14 protein-coding genes are annotated in these 14451 nt (G+C 71.6%); 6 read left to right on the top strand and 8 right to left on the bottom strand.

All coding sequences use genetic code 11. The features are described 5' to 3' along the window. Positions 1-19: 19 nt before the first annotated feature. Positions 20-1150 (top strand): phosphotransferase, encoded by a 1131-nt coding sequence (locus FBY23_RS16350; RefSeq protein ID WP_141799110.1) that lies wholly within the window; start codon positions 20-22, stop codon positions 1148-1150. Here FBY23_RS16350 and FBY23_RS16355 read toward each other — a convergent pair. Continuing rightward, a complete protein-coding gene (locus FBY23_RS16355; RefSeq protein WP_141799111.1) occupies positions 1138-2496 on the bottom strand; it encodes a cation:dicarboxylate symporter family transporter in 1359 nt (452 codons plus the stop codon). The two genes, FBY23_RS16350 and FBY23_RS16355, sit on opposite strands and share 13 nt — an antisense overlap. 137 nt (positions 2497-2633) lie before the next feature. Here FBY23_RS16355 and FBY23_RS16360 point away from each other — a divergent pair, with 137 nt between their 5' ends. Both FBY23_RS16360 and FBY23_RS16365 read left to right on the top strand, forming a co-directional pair. Further along, positions 2634-4223: a sensor histidine kinase gene (locus tag FBY23_RS16360; protein WP_260806036.1), complete on the top strand. Its 1590-nt coding sequence runs from the start codon at positions 2634-2636 to the stop codon at positions 4221-4223. After that, entirely contained in the window at positions 4220-4912 is a 693-nt protein-coding gene (locus FBY23_RS16365; protein WP_141799112.1) for a response regulator, read from the top strand. The genes FBY23_RS16360 and FBY23_RS16365 overlap by 4 nt, the downstream gene beginning before the upstream one ends. A 1-nt stretch (position 4913) precedes the next feature. On the opposite strand, the gene FBY23_RS16370 is transcribed toward FBY23_RS16365, so the two are convergent. Next, the gene (locus FBY23_RS16370; RefSeq protein WP_141799113.1) at positions 4914-6365 is read right to left on the bottom strand and encodes a glycine hydroxymethyltransferase; all 1452 of its coding nucleotides are present in this window, start codon (positions 6363-6365) and stop codon (positions 4914-4916) included. Positions 6366-6714: 349 nt separating this feature from the next. Between FBY23_RS16370 and FBY23_RS16375 the strand changes: the two genes are divergently transcribed. The 3 genes from FBY23_RS16375 to FBY23_RS16390 all read left to right on the top strand — a co-directional run bounded on the left by FBY23_RS16375 (position 6715) and on the right by FBY23_RS16390 (position 10154). Continuing rightward, positions 6715-8430: a nitrite/sulfite reductase gene (locus tag FBY23_RS16375; protein ID WP_141799114.1), complete on the top strand. Its 1716-nt coding sequence runs from the start codon at positions 6715-6717 to the stop codon at positions 8428-8430. Between the two features lie 199 nt (positions 8431-8629). Further along, on the top strand, positions 8630-9376 hold the full coding sequence (locus FBY23_RS16385) for a phosphoadenylyl-sulfate reductase (protein WP_141799116.1): 747 nt from the start codon (positions 8630-8632) through the stop codon (positions 9374-9376). Between the two features lie 34 nt (positions 9377-9410). Continuing rightward, on the top strand, positions 9411-10154 hold the full coding sequence (locus FBY23_RS16390; RefSeq protein WP_141799117.1) for a sirohydrochlorin chelatase: 744 nt from the start codon (positions 9411-9413) through the stop codon (positions 10152-10154). A gap of 105 nt (positions 10155-10259) precedes the next feature. On the opposite strand, the gene FBY23_RS16395 is transcribed toward FBY23_RS16390, so the two are convergent. Genes FBY23_RS16395 through recA form a run of 6 tightly spaced genes read right to left on the bottom strand, consistent with a single transcriptional unit; the run spans position 10260 to position 14418 of the window. Next, a complete protein-coding gene (locus FBY23_RS16395; RefSeq protein WP_141799118.1) occupies positions 10260-10670 on the bottom strand; it encodes a DUF3037 domain-containing protein in 411 nt (136 codons plus the stop codon). Then, a complete protein-coding gene (locus FBY23_RS16400; RefSeq protein WP_260806039.1) occupies positions 10667-11452 on the bottom strand; it encodes a HipA family kinase in 786 nt (261 codons plus the stop codon). The genes FBY23_RS16395 and FBY23_RS16400 overlap by 4 nt, the downstream gene beginning before the upstream one ends. Continuing rightward, a complete protein-coding gene (locus FBY23_RS16405) occupies positions 11449-12306 on the bottom strand; it encodes a polyphosphate kinase 2 family protein (RefSeq protein ID WP_141799119.1) in 858 nt (285 codons plus the stop codon). Before FBY23_RS16405 ends, FBY23_RS16400 begins: the two co-directional genes overlap by 4 nt. Before the next feature lies 1 nt (position 12307). Next, complete coding sequence (locus tag FBY23_RS16410) at positions 12308-12820, bottom strand: phosphoribosyltransferase (RefSeq protein WP_141799120.1); 513 nt, start codon at positions 12818-12820, stop codon at positions 12308-12310. Next, on the bottom strand, positions 12810-13361 hold the full coding sequence (locus FBY23_RS16415; protein WP_141799121.1) for a regulatory protein RecX: 552 nt from the start codon (positions 13359-13361) through the stop codon (positions 12810-12812). Before FBY23_RS16415 ends, FBY23_RS16410 begins: the two co-directional genes overlap by 11 nt. A gap of 4 nt (positions 13362-13365) precedes the next feature. Beyond that, positions 13366-14418 carry a recombinase RecA gene (gene recA, locus FBY23_RS16420; RefSeq protein ID WP_141799122.1) on the bottom strand — a complete coding sequence of 351 codons (1053 nt, stop codon included), beginning with the start codon at positions 14416-14418 and terminating at the stop codon, positions 13366-13368. Between the last annotated feature and the right edge of the window lie 33 nt (positions 14419-14451).

The raw sequence follows: 14451 nt of genomic DNA on the forward strand, positions 1-14451 counted from the left end.
TCGCTGCCAGGAGGTCACCGTGCACGACCGATCCGCTCTCGGTGCGGCCGATGTCGGCGATGACGTGCTCGCGGCGATGGTCGCCGAGCTGCTCGGGGTCGACGACGTCGAGCTGCTCTCCTCCCGCGCCGAGGTCGTCGACTACGCGCTGCCCGCGATCACCACCGGAGGTCGCTGGTGGGTGCGCGGGACCGCGGCGGTCGACGGCCATGCCCACGACTTCCGGATGTTCGTGAAGCACGTCCACGAGTGGTCGCGCTCGCCGTTCTTCCTCGACGTCCCGGAGGAGATCCGGTCCTGGGCCGCCGGGATGGTGCCGTGGCGCACCGAGGGCGCGGTCTACTCCTCGGACCTCGCCGACCACCTGCCCGAGGGCCTGGCGATCCCGCGCGCGCTGGGCGTCCACGACATCGACGACGGCGCGTACACCGTGTGGCTCGAGGTGGTGCCGACGGCCGACGTGACGTGGGACTTGGCCCGCTACCGGCACGCAGCGCACCTGCTCGGCAGGTTCGCGGCCCGCCCCGGTGTGCGGGCCCTGGCCCGGATCGGCAGCCGGGAGTGGGATGTCCGCAGCTACGTCGACGGCCGGCTCGGCCACCAGGTGCTGCCGATCCTCGGCGACGAGGGCGTGTGGCGGCACCCGCTCGTCGCCGGCGCGTTCGCCGACCTTCGACCGCGCCTGCTGGCCGCCGTCGACGCCCTGCCGCGGCTCACCGAGGAGCTGCTGGACCAGCCGGAGCTGGTCGGCCACGGCGACGCCTGTCCCAACAACCTGCTGGTGCGGCCCGACCGCGACGGCTTCACGATGATCGACTTCGGGTTCTTCATGGCACTGCCGGTCGGGTTCGACCTCGGCCAGCTGCTCGTCGGCGACGTCCAGATCGGTCGCCGCGATGCGAGCGACCTCGGTGAGCGTGACGCGACCTGCCTGGCGGCGTACGTCGAGGGCCTGGTCGCCGAGGGCGTCGACCTCGGCATCGACGCGGTCAGGCGCGCGCACGCGCTGCACCTGCTGATCTTCAGCGGGCTCTCGGCGATCCCCTTCGAGGTGCTCGAAGAGGAGCCCACCGACGCGCTGCGGGCGATGGCCGCCACCAGGGCAGCCACCGCCCGCTACGTCCTGGACCTGGTCGATCAGACCGGCTGAGGCACCCGCCGCGCCTCGGCATCCGGCGCCGGCGCGTGGTCGTCGACCATCGTGGTCTCGTCGAACGGCTCCTCGCCGGCGAGCACCCGGTCCAGCCGGGCCCGGTCGATGCTGCCGGTCCAGTGGCCGACCAGGACGGTGCCGACCGCGTTGCCGGCGAAGTTGGTCAGCGCCCGGGCCTCGGACATGAACCGGTCGATGCCGACGATCAGGCCGACGCCGTCGACCAGCTCGGGCCGGTGCGACTGCAGGCCACCGGCCAGCACGGCCATGCCGGAGCCGGTCACGCCGGCGGCGCCCTTGGCGGCGATCATCATGAACAGCAGCAGCGAGACCTGCTCGCCCAGCGCGAGCGGGGTGCCCATCGCCTCGGCGATGAAGATCGAGGCCATGGTCAGGTAGATCGCGGTGCCGTCGAGGTTGAACGAGTAGCCGGTCGGGACGACGACGCCGACGGTGGTCTTGTCGATGCCGGCGTGCTCGAGCTTGGCGATGGCCCGGGGCAGCGCGGACTCCGAGGACGAGGTGGCGAGGATGAGCAGGAACTCGCGGCCCAGGTAGCGCAGCAGCGCGAAGATGTTGATGCCGGTGGCGAGCTTGAGCAGCGCGCCGAGAACGACGACGACGAACAGCACGCAGGTGATGTAGAAGCCCACCATCAGCACGGCGAGGCTCTTCAGCGCGTCCACGCCGCCCTGGCCGGTGACCGCGGCCATCGCGCCGAAGGCGCCGACCGGGGCGGCCCACATGATCATCGCCAGCAGCCGGAACACGAGGCGCTGCAGGTGGCTGACGGCGGTGATGATCGGTGCGCTGGTCGCGCCCATGCGCTGCAGCGCGAAGCCGACGAGCAGCGCGACCAGGAGGGTCTGCAGCACGCTGCCGCTGGTGAGCGCACTGAAGGCCGAGGTCGGGATGATCCCGAGCAGGAAGGCGGTGGTGTCGGCGTGCCCCTCGGCCGCCTTCTCCTGCGCGGTCGCGGCCGCCTCGGCGGTCAGGTGCAGGCCGTCGCCGGGCTGCAGCAGGTTGCCGACGAGCATGCCGATCGACAGCGCGACCGTCGACATGACGAGGAAGTAGCCGAGGGCGAGTCCGCCGACCCGGCCGACCTTCGCGGCGCTGGCGACCGAGCCGACGCCGAGGACGATCGTGCAGAAGATGACCGGCTGGATCATCATCTTGATCAGGTTGACGAAGCCCTCGCCGAGCGGCTTCAGCTCGACCGCGAAGGTGGGGAACAGCAGGCCGGTCGCGATGCCGAGCAGCACTGCGCCGATCACCGCGAGGTAGAGATAGTGCGTCCGCGCGCCGCGCTGGGTCGCGCTCGCCGTACTGGTGGTGCCCATGGTTCCTCCGGGTTTCGCATGGTCGGGCTGGGGTTCTCCGCAACTCTGCGACCGGTCGTGACGACCGTCACCGTTGTGTTCGTTGTGTTCGTGGCGCAGGTCACATGCAGGGGCCCCGGCTGCGCGAGAATGGCGACGTGCCCCGCCCACGCCCGCTCCGCGACCGCCCGGTCGCCCGCCAGGTGCTGGTGCTGCAGGTCGGCACGGTGCTGCTGCTCGTCGTGGTCGGCATCCTGATGGCGTCCTACGACGCCCGGCGCGACTCGCGCAGCCGGGCCACCCAGCGCGCGGTCGCCGTGGCCCAGACCGTGGCCGACTCCCCCGCCGTCCGCGAGGCGCTGCGCAGCGCCGACCCGACTGCCGAGCTGCAGCCGTGGGCCGAGCAGGTACGCCGCGACACCGACACCGACTTCGTCGTGGTGATGGGCCTGGACCGCACCCGCTTCACGCATCCCGACCCCACGCAGATCGGCCGGAGGTTCGTCGGCGACCTCGGCGACGCACCCCGGGGCGAGGTCTTCACCCAGCAGTACACCGGCACCCTCGGCCCGTCGGTGCGCTCCGTCGTACCGGTGGAGGACGGGGGCGAGGTGGTCGCCCTGGTCTCGGTCGGCATCACCGTCAGCGACATCGACCGCGGGCTGCGCCGCGACGTGACCATCGTGGTGCTGTGCGGGCTGCTGGTGCTCCTGCTCGGCCTCACCGGTGCGTGGCTGCTCGGCCGGCGGCTGCACCGGGTCACCCACGGGATGGGCGAGCAGGAGCTGGCGAGGATGTACGAGTACTACTCCGCCGTCCTGCACTCCGTGCGCGAGGGCCTGCTGCTCCTCGACGGATCCGGCCGGGTCCAGCTCGCCAACGACGAGGCGCGGCGGCTGCTCGCGCTGCCCGAGGACGTCGTCGGCCGTCCGGTCGAGGACCTCGGCCTCGCGCCGGGCCTGGTCGCCGCCGCGCGTGGACGCACCGCGGAGTCCGACGACCTCTACCTAGCCGGCGAGCGGATGCTCGTCGTGTCCGCCGCCCCCGCCCGGTGGGACGGCCGCGACGTGGGCTCGGTCGTCACCCTGCGCGACCACACCGAGCTGCGCTCGGTCACCGGCGAGCTCGAGGTCGTACGACGGCTCACGGAGTCCCTGCGCTCGCAGAACCACGAGTCGGCCAACCGCCTGCACACCGTCGTGTCCCTCATCGAGATGGGCCGCCCCGGCGACGCGGTCGAGTTCGCGACCTCCGAGCTCCAGGTCGCCCAGCTGCTGACCGACCAGGTCGTCGGCGCCGTCGAGGACCCGGTGCTGGCCGCGCTGCTGCTCGGCAAGACCGCCGAGGGCGCCGAGCGCGGCATCGACCTGGCCATCTCCGGCACCGTGCCGGCCGGCAGCAGCATCCCGGCCCGCGACCTGGTCACCGTGGTCGGCAACCTCGTCGACAACGCCTTCGACGCCGTGGCGCTCGTCGACCCGCGCCGGGTCGCCGTCGCCTTCGAGGGCGACGCCGGCACCCTCGTCGTCCGGGTCGGCGACAGCGGCCCGGGGCTCGACGCGGAGGCCGCCGGCCGGGTGCTCGACCGCGGCTGGACCACCAAGGCCGAGCCCGGCACCGGCCGTGGCCTGGGCCTCGCGCTCGTCGTCCAGGTCGCCCGCAAGCACGACGGCCACGTCGCGGTCGGCCGGTCCGGGCTCGGCGGCGCCGAGTTCACGGTCACCCTGCGCACCGGGACGGCGCCGTGAGCGTGCGGGTGCTCGTCGTCGAGGACGAGGAGCTGGCGGCCGAGGCGCACGCGTCGTACGTCGGACGGGTGCCGGGCTTCGCGCTGGCAGGGGTCGCCCGCTCGGCACGCGACGCGGCCCGGGCCCTGGACGCCGCCCGCGATGCCGGCGCCCCCGTCGACCTGGTGCTGCTCGACATGAACCTGCCCGACACCCACGGGCTGGGGCTGCTGGCCGGCCTGCGCGGCGCCGGCCACCTGTGCGACGTGATCGCGGTGACCGCTGCCCGCGACACCCAGGTGGTGCGCCAGGCGGTCGGCCAGGGCGTGGTGCTCTACCTGCTCAAGCCGTTCACGTTCGCCACCTTCCGCGCCAAGCTCGAGCAGTACGCCGCCTACCGGGCAGAGCTGGACGCCGCACCCGCCGAGGTCGTGCAGGACGAGGTCGACCGGCTGCTGGGCTCGCTACGACCCAGCGCGACCGCGCCGCTGCCGAAGGGGATGAGCACGGAGACGCTGCGCGCCGTCACGGCCGCGCTGCGCGAGGCCGGTGGCGACCTCTCCGCGAGCGAGGTCGCCACCGCCGTCGGCAGCTCGCGCGTCACCGCGCGGCGCTACCTCGAGCACCTCGCCGACCAAGGGCTCGCCGCCCGCGGCCTGAGGTACGGCGCGAGCGGCGGGCGGCCCGAGGTCAGCTACTCCTGGAGGTAGCTCAGGAGAGGTCGAGACCGGGGTACAGCGGGTGCTTGTCGAGCAGCTCCGCCGACGCCGAGCGGACCTTGTCGGCCACGCCGTCGGCGAGGACGTAGGACGCCTTCGAGGGCGCACCGGCCGACGTCGTGCCGGGCGTGGTGTTCTTGAGGACCTCGACGATCAGGTCGGCGACCGCGTCGAACTCGGCGCCGCCGAAGCCGCGGCTGGTGAGCGCGGGGGTGCCGATCCGGATGCCCGAGGTGTACCAGGCGCCGTTGGGGTCGGACGGGACCGAGTTGCGGTTGGTGACGACACCGGCGTCGAGCAGCGCCGACTCGGCCTGGCGACCGGTCAGCCCGAAGGAGGACACGTCGAGCAGCACGATGTGGTTGTCGGTGCCGTCGGTGACCAGCTTGGTGCCGCGGGTCTGCAGCCCCTCGGCCAGGGACTTCGCGTTGTCGGCGACAGCCTGGGCGTAGGTCTGGAAGGCGGGCGTGCGGGCCTCCGCGAAGGCGACGGCCTTGGCGGCCATCACGTGCGAGAGCGGGCCACCGAGCACCATCGGGCAGCCGCGGTCGACGCTCGGGGCGTACTCCTCGGTCGCGAGGATGAAGCCACCGCGCGGGCCGCGCAACGACTTGTGCGAGGTGCTGGTGACCACGTGGGCGTGCGGGATCGGGTCCTCGTCGCCGGTGAACACCTTGCCGGCGACCAGGCCGGCGAAGTGGGCCATGTCGACCATGAGGGTCGCACCGACCTCGTCGGCGATCTCGCGCATCTTGGCGAAGTTCACCCGGCGCGGGTACGCCGAGTAGCCGGCGACCAGGATGAGGGGCTTGAACTCCTTGGCCTTGGCCCGCAGGGCGTCGTAGTCGATCAGCCCGGTCTCCGGGTCGGTGCCGTACTGCTGCTGGTGGAACATCTTGCCGCTGATGTTCGGGCGGAAGCCGTGGGTGAGGTGGCCGCCGGTGTCGAGGCTCATGCCCAGCAACCGCTGGTTGCCGAGCTCGTGCCGCAGCCGCTCCCAGTCGGCGTCGGAGAGGTCGTTCATGTTCTTCACGCCGGCGTCCTGCAGCCAGGGTCCCTCGACCCGGTGGGCCAGGATCGCCCAGTACGCCGTCAGGTTGGCGTCGATGCCGGAGTGCGGCTGGACGTAGGCGTACTCGGCGCCGAACAGCTCGCGGGCGTGCTCGGCGGCGAGCGCCTCGACGGTGTCGACGTTCTGGCAGCCGGCGTAGAAGCGGTGCCCGACGGTGCCCTCGGCGTACTTGTCGCTGAACCAGGTGCCCATGGTGAGCAGCACGGCGGGCGAGGCGTAGTTCTCGCTCGCGATCAGCTTGAGCGACGCGCGCTGGTCGGCGAGCTCCTGGCGCGTCGCGTCCGCGATGCGGGGCTCGACGGAGGCGATGACCTCCAGGGCCTGGTTGTAGGCGCTGCTGACGAGGGCGCCGTTGAGGGAGTTGTCGCTCATGGCGCACAGCGTAGTGGCGAACACCTGCTGGCGCGCTGGCAGGCGGCACCCGGTGTGACGTGCGTCGCAGGCCCCGCCTGAGCGGGCGGGTCAGGCGCACGATACGTCCACATGTTGGGAACGGCATCCAGATAATGAGATTCGGATTTGTGGACCAGGAGTCCGAGGGGTGAGACTCATTGACATGGTCACTGCTGCCACCCATGCGCACCTCGTGGTTCGACGCCACGTGGACTTCGGGCGCACGCGCAGCATGATGTGTTGGCCCCGCTGACGTCGCCGCCGCATCCACCCGAGCCGTACGCCTCCACAGCCGGGCGTACCCATCAGCGAAGGACCTCCTCTCCGCATGCCTGACCTGCGCTTCAAGCCCGAACGTGCCAAGTTCACCGAGATCCCGCGCCCGAAGCGCGCGGAGGGCCAGTGGGCCCTCGGCTACACCGAGCCGCTCAACAAGAACGAGCAGTCCAAGAAGGACGACGACCCGCTCAACGTGCGGGACCGGATCCTCTACACCTACTCCAAGCGCGGCTTCGACTCGATCGACCCCGCCGACCTGCGCGGCCGCTTCCGCTGGATGGGTCTCTACACCCAGCGCCGGCCCGGGATCCTCGGCAACGAGACCGCCGCCCTCGAGGAAGAGGAGCTGGACGACCGCTACTTCATGATGCGGGTCCGCTCCGACGGCAAGCTGCTCTCGTCGGCCGCCGTCCGGGCCCTCGGCTCGATCGGCGTCGACTTCGCCCGCGACACCGCCGACGTCAGCGACCGCGCCAACATCCAGTACCACTGGATCGAGATCGAGAAGGTCCCCGAGATCTGGGAGCGCCTCGACGCGGTCGGCCTCCACTCCATCGAGGCCTGCGGCGACTCCCCCCGACCGTTCCTGGGCTCGCCGGTCGCCGGCATCGCCAAGGACGAGATCATCGACGGGACGCCCGCGCTGCTCGAGATCGAGCGTCGCTACATCGGCAACAAGGACTTCTCGAACTTCCCGCGCAAGTTCAAGACCGCCGTCACGGGTCACCCCAGCATGGACGTCTCCCCCGAGACCAACGACGTCTCCTTCGTCGGCTCGGTGCACCCCGAGCACGGCCCGGGCTTCGACGTGTGGGTCGGCGGCGGCCTGTCCACCAACCCGATGCTCGCCCAGAAGCTCGGCGTGTGGATCCCGCTGGACGAGGTGGCGGACGTGTGGGCCGGGGTCGCCGGCATCTTCCGCGACTACGGCTACCGCCGCCTGCGCTCGCGCGCCCGGCTCAAGTTCCTGGTCGCCGACTGGGGCGTGGAGAAGTTCCGCGAGGTCCTCGAGAACGAGTACCTCGGCAAGAAGCTTGCCACCCTCGCCTCTCCCGAGACGCCGGTCGGCCACCGCGACCACGTCGGTGTCCACGAGCAGAAGGACGGCCGCTTCTACGTCGGCCTCGCTCCCTCGGCAGGCCGGATCTCCGGCACCGCCCTGGTCCAGCTCGCCGAGCTGATGGACGAGTTCGGCGTCGAGGGCGCCCGCCTCACGGCGTACCAGAAGATCGTCCTGATCGGCGTCGACGGCGACAAGACCGAGGCCCTGCTCGAGCGCCTCGACGGCATCGGCCTGACGGCCCGTCCCTCGAACTGGCGACGCAACACGATGGCCTGCACCGGCATCGAGTTCTGCAAGCTCGCCCTGGTCGACACCAAGGAGCGCGCACGCCTGCTCACCCTCGAGCTCGAGAAGCGCTTCCCCGACCTCGACACCCCCATCACGATCAACGTGAACGGCTGCCCCAACGCGTGCGCGCGCACGCAGGTCGCCGACATCGGCCTCAAGGGCCAGATGGTGCTCTCCGAGGGCGAGCAGGTCGAGGGCTTCCAGGTGCACCTCGGCGGCGCCACGGGCCTGCGCGCCAACTTCGGCCGCAAGCTGCGCGCCCACAAGGTCACCAGCGCCGGTCTCGACGACTACGTCACCACGATCGTCACCAACTACCTCGCCGACCGCACCGACGGCGAGGCGTTCGACGAGTGGGTCCACCGCGCGGACGAGGAGCTGCTGCGCGGCGAGAAGACCCTGGAATCGGTCTGATGGGACACGGGTCGGTCGAGCCGGGCAGCGGACGGAGCGCGCGTGCCGCGTCGCCGTACCACTGCCCCTACTGCGGCGACACCGACCTGTGGCCCCGCGAAGCAGGCGGCTGGGAATGCCGCAGCTGCCTCCGGGCCTTCAGCCTCCAGTTCCTGGGGCCCGCCGCCCCGTCCGCCCGCACCCCTGAAGGAGGTGCTTCATGACCACTGCCACCACGCGTGCCGCCCGCGAGTTCCGTGGGTCGCACACCGCCGGCCGGTCCCCTGAGGAGCTCCGCGAGCTCGTGTCCCACTGGGGCGCCGAGCTCGAGCTCGCCCCCGCCGAGGTCATCATCGAGTGGGCCGCGGCCACGTTCGGCGAGCGGTTCTGCATCACCTCCTCGATGGGCGACGCCGTCCTGGCGCACCTCGCCGAGAAGGTCGTGCCCGGCGTCGACGTCGTGTTCCTCGACACCGGCTACCACTTCATCGAGACCATCGGGACCCGCGACGCGGTCGCGGCCACGATGAACGTCAACCTGATCTCGATCACCCCGGTCCAGGCCGTGGCCGAGCAGGACGCCGAGTACGGCCCCGAGCTCTACAAGCGCGACCCCGACCTGTGCTGCGCCCTGCGCAAGGTCAAGCCGCTGGCCGACTCGCTGGCCGGGTACGACGCGTGGGCGACCGGCCTGCGCCGCGCGGAGACGCACAACCGGGTGATCGCGCCGGTGATCGGCTGGGACGCCAAGAAGCAGAAGGTCAAGGTCTCCCCCATCGCCCGGTGGAGCGACGAGCAGGTCGAGCGCTACATCGCCGAGAACGGCGTGCTCGTCAACCCGCTCGTCTACGACGGCTACCCGTCCATCGGCTGCGCGCCGTGCACCCGCCGGGTCGCCCCCGGCGAGGACCCGCGCAGCGGCCGCTGGGCCGGCACCAACAAGACCGAATGCGGGATCCACTCATGACCGCCCGCATCCCGGAGGAGAGGGGGAACCGACGATGACCGCTCCGGCACTCATCGCCCTTGCCCACGGCAGCCGCGACCCGCGCTCGGCCGCCACCGTTTCCGCGCTCGTCGACGCGACGAAGGCGTTGCGTCCCGACCTGCGCATCGAGAAGGCGTTCCTCGACCTCGCCAAGCCGAACTTCCACACCGTCGTGGACCGGCTGGTGAAGGCGGGGTACGACGAGATCGTCGTCGTACCGCTGCTGCTGGTCGAGGCCTTCCACGCCCGGGTCGACGTACCCGAGGTGATCGCCGAGGCGACCACGCGCCACCCCGGCCTGCAGATCCGCGCCACGGCCGTGCTCGGCCTCGAGGCGCGCTTCTTGGAGGTGCTCGACGAGCGGCTGCGTGAAGCCCTGCGCGGTGCCCGGGTGCGCGAGCTCGACGCGCTCGTGCTCGCCGCCGCCGGTACGTCGGACCCGCTGGCCAACCAGGCCGTCGCCCGGCTCGCCCGGCTGTGGGGCGCGCACCACAAGCTGCCCGTCACGGCCGCGTACGCCACCAGCGCGCCGCCGGCCACCGGCGAGGCCGTGCGTGCCTTCCGGGCCGAGGGGCGTCGCCACATCGCGGTCGCCTCGCTGTTCCTGGCGCCCGGCAACCTGGTCGACCGGGCCACCGAGCTCGCCCTCGAGGCCGGCGCCGTCGCCGTGTCCGAGCCGCTCGGCGCCCACCCGGAGATCGCCCGCACGATCCTCGCCCGCTACGCCGTCGGCGCGGTCGAGCTGGTCCCGGTCTGAGCCAGTTTCACCGGCCGGCCGGTGAAACTGGCGCTTGGACGAGGAAGCATCGTCGTCCCAGCGCCAGTTTCGTCGTCCCAGTTCCCGTTATGTCGGCACTCGGCGCTAGAGGACCAGCTGCTCCAGCAGGTGCTCGAGCGTGCGGGCCGGATCGGCGGTGACCCCACCGTGGACCGGCCCGGGCTGCAGCACCGTGCTCCTCGGCGCCTTGAGGAACCCGAAGCGCGTGCTCGCGTCGTCCTTCTGCGCCCGTGAGCCGTACGCCGTCGCGCGCACGCCCACGCCGAACGCCGCGTGGGCCTCGCCGCGACAGACCCGGTCGATCGCGTCGAGCGCGGCTCGGACCGAGGCGATGTCGACGTCCGCGTCGAGCGCGCGGATCCGGTCCGCGTCGACCGACGAGCGCACGCCGAGGTAGTCCTCGGCCGGGCAGTACAGCACCACGCCCACGTTGACGAACTCCTCGCGCTCGACACGGGGGACGCAGCGCAGGGTGACGTACTGGTAGGGCTTCACGAGGCCATCTCCGGCGCCGGGAGCCAGGCCCGGCCACCGTCGCGGCGTGCGGCGAGGAAGGCGACGTACCGCTCCCGCAGCGCGTCGGGCGTCTCCGCGCCTGGGACCGGCTCGAGCCAGTCGTCGCACACGTCGGCCAGCACCCGCGCGAGCGCGTCGTCGGTCAGCCGGGCCGCGAGGTCGGCGTCCTGGGCAGCCGCCTGCGGGGCGTACCCGCGCAGGATGTGCTCGGAGGCGTCGTACGGCTGCGCGGCGAAGCGCGCCGGGTCGCCGGGGCCGCCGGACCAGGAGTGGTGGAAGTAGAGCGACGCACCGTGGTCGATCGCCTGCAGGGTGCCGCGCCAGACCAGCAGGTTGGGGTTGCGCCAACTGCGGTCGACGTTGGCGGTGAACGCGTCGAGCCACAGCACGCGGCCGGCCAGGTCGGCGTCGGGGGCGCTGGTCGGGTCGTAGCCGAACGAGCCCGGCAGGAAGTCGATGCCGAGGTTGAGGCCGGTGCTGGCGTTGATCAGGTCCTGCACCTCCTCGTCGGCCTCGTAGCGCGCGATCTCCGGGTCGAGGTCGAGCACCACCTGGTCGGGCGTGGGTACGTCGAGCAGGCGGGCGATGCCCGCCACGACGACCTCCGCGACCAGCACCCGGGTGCCCTGGCCGGCGCCGCGGAACTTGCACACGTACGTACCGAGGTCGTCGGCCTCGACGATGCCGGGCAGGCTGCCGCCCTCGCGCAGCGGCGTGACGTACCGGGTGACCTTGACCTGCTCCATCCGTCCGCTGCTCACAGGGCCTTCTCGTCGAGGAGCCGCTGCTTCTCCTTCTCGACGTCGAAGTCGGCCTCGGGCCAGTCGAGGTCGAAGGACTGCAGAGCGTCGTGCAGCAGGGTGCCGATCGCGAGGTTGCGGTACCACTTCTTGTCGGCCGGGATCACGTGCCAGGGCGCGACCTCGGTGTTGGTGCGGGCGATCGCGATCTCGTAGGCCTCCTGGTAGGCCGGCCACAGCTCGCGCTCGTCGACGTCGCCCGGGTTGTACTTCCAGTGCTTGGTCGGGTCGTCGAGCCGCGCCAGCAGGCGCTCCTTCTGCTCAGCGGCCGAGATGTGCAGCATGCACTTGATGATCGTGGTGCCCTCGGACGCCAGCTCGGCCTCCCAGGCGTTGATGGCGTCGTACCGCCGCTCGATCTCCGCCGGCGGCGCGAGCTCGCGCACACGCGCGATCAGCACGTCCTCGTAGTGCGAGCGGTCGAAGACACCGATCAGTCCGACCGGCGGCAGCGCCTTGGTGATCCGCCACAGGAAGTCGTGGGCACGCTCGTCCTCGCTGGGTGCCTTGAACGAGGTGATCCGCACACCCTGCGGGTCGACCAGGCCGACGGTCGAGCGCAGCGTGCCGCCCTTGCCGGAGGTGTCCATGCCCTGCAGCACCAGCAGGACCGAGCGGCGCCCGCCCGACTTGCCGTCGGCGAACAGCCGCTCCTGCAGGTCCGCGAGGTTCGGGCCGAGCTCGGCGAGGGCGGCCTCGCCGTCCGACTTGCCGCCGTCGAAGCCGGGCGCGGCGTCGGTCTCGATGTTGCCCAGGTCGATCGGGCCGGGCGCGACGCGCAGCGTGGACGTGAGGTCCGAGAGGGGGAAGGCCATGTCAGTGGGCCTGGCCGCCGCGCCGGTCGACCAGCGGTGGGGTCGATGACCAGGGGAAGTCGATCCAGGCGTCGGTACGGCGCCAGACGTACTCCGGGCGGATCACCGTCCACGGCTTCTCGTAGATCACCGCGGTCCTGGCCTCGGCCACGTGGTCGGCGAAGAAGTCGCGGACCACCTCGAGCGTCTTGCCGGTGTCGGCGACGTCGTCGGCGATGAGCACCCTCATGCCGGTCAGGTCGATCGCGGCCGGCGTCGGCGGCAGCATCATGGGGACGTCGAGGCGCTCGTTGATCCCGGTGTAGAACTCGACGTTGACCGCCGACAGGTTCTTCACGTCCAGCGCGTAACCCAGGCCCATCGCCAGGCCGAGTCCGCCGCGGGCGATCGCCAGCACGATGTCCGGCTCGAAGCCGTCGTCGACGACCTGCTGGGCGAGGTCGCGCACCGCGGTGCCGAACAGGTCGTAGGTCAGGATCTCGCGCTCGGGCGCCGGCGCCGCGTCAGTCGTCACCCGCCCATTCTGCACCGGCCTCGACCGACTCCGCCGCTGCCCCGAGCTCGCGCCGGACCACGGCGTACGCGACACCGGGTGAGTAGCCCTTGCGGGCGAGCATCCCGACCAGGCGCCGGGTCGCGACCGGGGCCTCGAGGCCGCGCATGCTGCGCAGCTTCTTGCGGACCAGCACGGCCGCCGTCTCCTCCTCGTGCTCCGGGTCGACCTCGGCGAGCACGGTCTTCGTGGTCTCGTCGGGCACGCCCTTGCGACGCAGCTCGGCCGCCAGCGCCTTCGTGGCGAGGCCGCGGCTGCGTTGGCGGCCCTCGACCCAGGCGCGGGCGAAGGCCTCGTCGTCGACCAGGCCGACCTCCTCGAAGCGGTCGAGGAGGCGGGTCGTCACGTCGTCCGGGACGTTGCGGCGCGCGAGGCGGTCCTCGAGCTCCTTGCGGCTGCGGGCCTTGAGGCTGAGCTGGTCGAGGAGGATCTTGCGGGCCACCGACTCGGGGTCGGCATCCTCGGTCCAGCCGTCGTCCTCGGGGGGTTCTTCGTCGCGCATCGGATCAGAACGAGTCGACGCCGATCGGCTCGTCGGAGAGGTCGTTGAACTCACCGTCGACGGTGGGGGTGACGCCGAGCTTCTCGAGGATCTTCTTCTCCAGCTCGTTGGCCAGGTCGGGGTTGTCCTTGAGGAAGGAGCGCGCGTTCTCCTTGCCCTGGCCGAGCTGGTCGCCCTCGTAGGTGTACCAGGCACCGGCCTTGCGGATCAGGCCGGCCTCGACGCCGACGTCGATCAGGCTGCCCTCGCGGGAGATGCCCTTGCCGTACATGATGTCGAACTCGGCCTGCTTGAAGGGCGGGGCGACCTTGTTCTTGACGACCTTGACCCGGGTGCGGTTGCCGACCATGTCGGTGCCGTCCTTGAGGGTCTCGATGCGGCGCACGTCGAGGCGCACGGAGGAGTAGAACTTCAGCGCGCGACCACCGGTGGTGGTCTCGGGCGAGCCGAACATGACGCCGATCTTCTCGCGCAGCTGGTTGATGAAGATGGCGGTCGTCTTGGACTGGTTGAGGGCACCGGTCATCTTGCGCAGCGCCTGGCTCATCAGGCGGGCCTGGAGGCCGACGTGGCTGTCGCCCATCTCGCCCTCGATCTCGGCACGGGGCACGAGCGCGGCGACGGAGTCGATGACGATGAGGTCGAGGGCGCCGGAGCGGATCAGCATGTCGGCGATCTCGAGGGCCTGCTCACCGGAGTCGGGCTGGGAGACGAGGAGGGCGTCGGTGTCGACGCCGAGGGCCTTGGCGTACTCGGGGTCGAGCGCGTGCTCGGCGTCGATGAAGGCCACGATGCCGCCGGCGGCCTGGGCACTGGCGACGGCGTGCAGCGAGACCGTGGTCTTACCGCTGGACTCGGGGCCGTAGATCTCCACCACGCGGCCACGCGGGAGGCCACCGATGCCGAGCGCCACGTCCAGCGCGATCGACCCGGTCGGGATCACGTCCAGGGGGGCGCGCGAGTCGTCGCCGAGGCGCATCACCGAACCCTTGCCGTACTGCTTCTCGATGTTGAGCAGGGCGGTCTCGAGCGCCTTCTGCCGGTCGTCTCCAGCCATGGTCCTCAGTCCTTCGTGTCGTGGTGGGCCAGG

Source organism: Nocardioides sp. SLBN-35 (genome assembly GCF_006715725.1).
Taxonomy (GTDB): Bacteria; Actinomycetota; Actinomycetes; order Propionibacteriales; family Nocardioidaceae; genus Nocardioides.

Excerpts from the sequence above, each read along its gene's own strand:
- FBY23_RS16385 (WP_141799116.1), top strand. The coding sequence starts at position 8,630 with ATGACCACTGCCACCACGCGTGCCGCCCGCGAGTTCCGTGGGTCGCAC.
- FBY23_RS16375 (WP_141799114.1), top strand. The coding sequence starts at position 6,715 with ATGCCTGACCTGCGCTTCAAGCCCGAACGTGCCAAGTTCACCGAGATC.
- FBY23_RS16355 (WP_141799111.1), bottom strand. The coding sequence starts at position 2,496 with ATGGGCACCACCAGTACGGCGAGCGCGACCCAGCGCGGCGCGCGGACG.
- FBY23_RS16390 (WP_141799117.1), top strand. The coding sequence starts at position 9,411 with ATGACCGCTCCGGCACTCATCGCCCTTGCCCACGGCAGCCGCGACCCG.
- FBY23_RS16370 (WP_141799113.1), bottom strand. The coding sequence starts at position 6,365 with ATGAGCGACAACTCCCTCAACGGCGCCCTCGTCAGCAGCGCCTACAAC.
- FBY23_RS16405 (WP_141799119.1), bottom strand. The coding sequence starts at position 12,306 with ATGGCCTTCCCCCTCTCGGACCTCACGTCCACGCTGCGCGTCGCGCCC.
- recA (WP_141799122.1), bottom strand. The coding sequence starts at position 14,418 with ATGGCTGGAGACGACCGGCAGAAGGCGCTCGAGACCGCCCTGCTCAAC.
- FBY23_RS16415 (WP_141799121.1), bottom strand. The coding sequence starts at position 13,361 with ATGCGCGACGAAGAACCCCCCGAGGACGACGGCTGGACCGAGGATGCC.